We start from the raw sequence: 3,177 nt of genomic DNA, 5'->3' as shown, positions 1-3,177 counted from the left end.
CTGATCGAGTTCGCCGAAGTCACCGGCGTGCCGGTCATCCCGACGCTGATGGGCTGGGGCGCGATTCCCGACGACCATCGGTTGATGGCCGGCATGTGCGGCCTGCAGACCTCGCATCGCTATGGCAATGCGACGATGCTGGCGTCAGACTTCGTCTTCGGTATCGGCAACCGCTGGGCCAACCGCCACACCGGCTCGGTCGACGTCTACACCAAGGGCAAAAAGTTCATCCATGTCGACATCGAGCCGACGCAGATCGGCCGCGTCTTCGCGCCGGATCTCGGCCTCGTCTCGGATGCGGGCGCCGCGCTGAAGATCTTGCTCGACGTCGCCACCGAATGGCGCACGGCAGGCAGGCTGCGCGACTGGTCGGGCTGGGCCAAGGAATGCCAGCAGCGCAAGAAGACGATGAAGCGCAAGACGCATTTCGAGCAGGTGCCGCTGAAGCCGCAGCGCGTCTATGAGGAGATGAACAAGGCCTTTGGCCGCGACACGACCTATGTCACCACCATCGGCCTGTCGCAGATCGCCGGCGCGCAGTTCCTGCATGTCTACAAGCCGCGCAACTGGATCAATTGCGGCCAGGCCGGACCGCTCGGCTGGACGCTGCCGGCAGCCCTCGGCGTGCGCGCCGCCGATCCGGATCGCGCCATCGTCGCGCTCTCGGGCGACTACGACTTCCAGTTCATGATCGAGGAACTGGCGGTCGGCGCCCAGCACAAGCTGCCTTACATCCATGTCGTCGTGAACAACGCCTATCTCGGCCTCATCCGCCAGGCGCAGCGCGGTTTTTCGATGGATTACGAGGTGAGCTTGGCGTTCGAGAACGTCAACCGCGCAGGCGATCCGGAGGCGGGCTACGGCGTCGACCATGTCGCCGTCGCCGAAGCCATGGGCTGTAAGGCGGTCCGCGTGAAGACGCCCGAGGAATTCGCCGGCGCCTTCAAGGAAGCGCAGCGGCTGATGAAGGAGCATCAGGTCCCGGTGGTGCTGGAATTCATCCTCGAGCGCGTCACCAACATTTCGATGGGCACCGAAATCGACAAGATCACGGAATTTGAGGAACTTGCCGAGAGCCATGAGGATGCGCCGACGGCCATCGTCATGTTGGATTGAGTTCAGGCGGAACGAAGGAGAAAAGAATGCCGCGTTTTTCAGCCAACCTGTCCATGCTCTTCGGCGAGCATGAATTCCTCGATCGCTTTGATGCCGCCGCCCGCGCGGGCTTCAAGGGCGTCGAATATATCGGCCCCTATGATCACGCGCCGGACGTCGTCGCGGCGCGCCTGAAGAAGAACGGCCTGAGCCAGGTTCTTTTCAACCTGCCGGCCGGCGACTGGGGCAAGGGCGAGCGCGGCATTGCCGTGCTGCCGGACCGGGTGCCGGAATTCCGCCAGGGCGTCGCCAAGGCGATTACCTATGCGCATGCGCTGGGCTGCGAGCAAGTCAACTGCCTCGCCGGCATCGCGCCCCAGGGCGTCGATCGCGCTGTGCTGGAAAACGTCTTTGCCGACAACCTGGCCTTCGCGGCCGAGAAGCTGGAACAAGCCGGCATCAGGCTGCTGATCGAGCCGATCAACACCCGCGACATTCCGGGCTTCTTCCTGAATTACTCCGACCAGGCCTTGGCGCTGATCGACCGCATCGGCTCGAAGAACCTCTATTTGCAATACGACATCTATCACATGCAGATCATGGAGGGGGATCTCGCCCGTACCATCGAGGCGAACCTTAGCCGCATCGCGCATATCCAGCTTGCGGATAATCCCGGCCGTCACGAGCCGGGGACGGGCGAGATCAACTATCCTTTCCTCTACGACCACATCGACCGCCTCGGCTATTCCGGCTGGATCGGCGCCGAATACAAGCCGAAAGCCGGCACCGAAGCCGGGCTCGGCTGGTTCCGGCAATTCGCCGGACAGGGGAGCGCGGCGGCTTAGAGCCGACGGCGAAGCTGCCAATCTCCCCACTTGTGGGGGAGATGGCCGGCAGGCCAGAGGGGGGCGCGAAGGAACGCGACCTCGATAGGAATTACGGAGAACGTCAATGGAAACCATCGGCTTCATCGGCCTTGGCATCATGGGCGCGCCGATGGCGGGGCATCTCCTCGACGCCGGCCATACGGTCATTGCCAGCGACCACCGCTCCAAGCCGCCGGCTGATCTCGTCGCCAAGGGGCTGAAGTCAGTCACCGGCCACAATGCGGTGGCCAAGACCGCCGACATAATCATCACCATGGTGCCAGACACCCCGCAGGTCGCGGATGTTCTCTTCGGCGAGAACGGCGTCGCCGCTGGCTTGTCTAAGGGCAAGCTCGTCATCGACATGAGCTCGATCTCGCCCATCGCCACCAAGGAATTCGCCAAAAAGATCAACGATCTCGGCTGCGATTATCTCGACGCGCCGGTGTCGGGCGGCGAGGTCGGCGCCAAGGCCGCATCGCTGACCATCATGGTCGGCGGCGAGGAAAAGGCTTTTGAGCGCGCAAGGCCGGTCTTCGAGAAGATGGGCAAGAACATCACGCTGGTCGGCCCGAACGGCGTCGGCCAGACCACCAAGGTCGCCAACCAGATCGTGGTGGCCCTCACCATCGAAGCTGTCGGCGAAGCCCTGGTTTTCGCCTCGAAGGCCGGCGCCGATCCTGCGAAAGTCAGGCAGGCGCTGATGGGCGGGCTCGCCGCCTCGCGCATCCTCGAAGTGCATGGCGAGCGCATGATCAAGCGCACCTTCGCGCCTGGCTTCCGCATCGAGCTGCACCAGAAGGACCTCAACCTCGCGCTGGAAGGCGCGAAAGCGCTTGGCGTCTCGCTACCTAACACCTCGACCACGCAGCAGCTCTTCAATTCCTGCGCCGCCAATGGCGGCGCCAAGGAGGACCACTCGGCGCTGGTGAGAGCGCTGGAGCGGATGGCGGCCCACGAAGTGGGCTAGCCAGTAGCGAATAGGGAGTAGCGAGTAGGGATTGCAGGCCGGCACCTCGCGGTGTTCCGCCTATTCGCTATTCGCTATTCGCTAGGAATTTCCTTGCCGCATAAAGGCTCACCGCCGCCGCATTCGACACGTTGAGCGAATGGATGGCGCCCGGCATGTCGAGGCGGGCGAGCGCGGCCACCGTCTCGCGGGTTTTTTGCCGCAGGCCCTTGCCTTCCGCGCCCAGCACCAACGCGATCTTTTGGC

Annotated in this window: 4 protein-coding genes; 3 read left to right on the top strand and 1 reads right to left on the bottom strand. The window is 63.6% G+C overall.

The genetic code is table 11. The features are described 5' to 3' along the window. The 3 genes from gcl to EOA28_RS30380 form a co-directional block, all read left to right on the top strand. On the top strand, nucleotides 1-1,116 hold a 1,116-nt coding region (gcl, locus tag EOA28_RS30390), incomplete at its 5' end, for a glyoxylate carboligase (protein ID WP_128315600.1). A 26-nt stretch (nucleotides 1,117-1,142) separates the two neighbouring features. Then, nucleotides 1,143-1,940, top strand: a complete 798-nt coding sequence (hyi, locus tag EOA28_RS30385; protein ID WP_127252508.1) for a hydroxypyruvate isomerase — start codon at nucleotides 1,143-1,145, stop codon at nucleotides 1,938-1,940. A gap of 106 nt (nucleotides 1,941-2,046) precedes the next feature. Beyond that, on the top strand, nucleotides 2,047-2,931 hold the full coding sequence (locus tag EOA28_RS30380) for a 2-hydroxy-3-oxopropionate reductase (RefSeq protein WP_127252509.1): 885 nt from the start codon (nucleotides 2,047-2,049) through the stop codon (nucleotides 2,929-2,931). Between the two features lie 67 nt (nucleotides 2,932-2,998). Here the strand turns inward: EOA28_RS30380 and EOA28_RS30375 are convergent. Beyond that, the coding region (locus tag EOA28_RS30375; protein WP_148670946.1) for a TrmH family RNA methyltransferase at nucleotides 2,999-3,177 on the bottom strand (179 nt) is incomplete at its 5' end.

The organism is Mesorhizobium sp. M2A.F.Ca.ET.067.02.1.1 (genome assembly GCF_004023285.1).
Taxonomy (GTDB): domain Bacteria; phylum Pseudomonadota; class Alphaproteobacteria; order Rhizobiales; family Rhizobiaceae; genus Mesorhizobium.
The sequence above is the reverse complement of the archived record's forward strand: the minus strand, read 5'-3'. Positions and strand labels throughout refer to the sequence as shown.

What these genes read in the sequence shown, in the direction of transcription:
- hyi (WP_127252508.1), top strand. Translation starts at nt 1,143, where the DNA reads ATGCCGCGTTTTTCAGCCAACCTGTCCATGCTCTTCGGCGAGCATGAA.
- EOA28_RS30380 (WP_127252509.1), top strand. Translation starts at nt 2,047, where the DNA reads ATGGAAACCATCGGCTTCATCGGCCTTGGCATCATGGGCGCGCCGATG.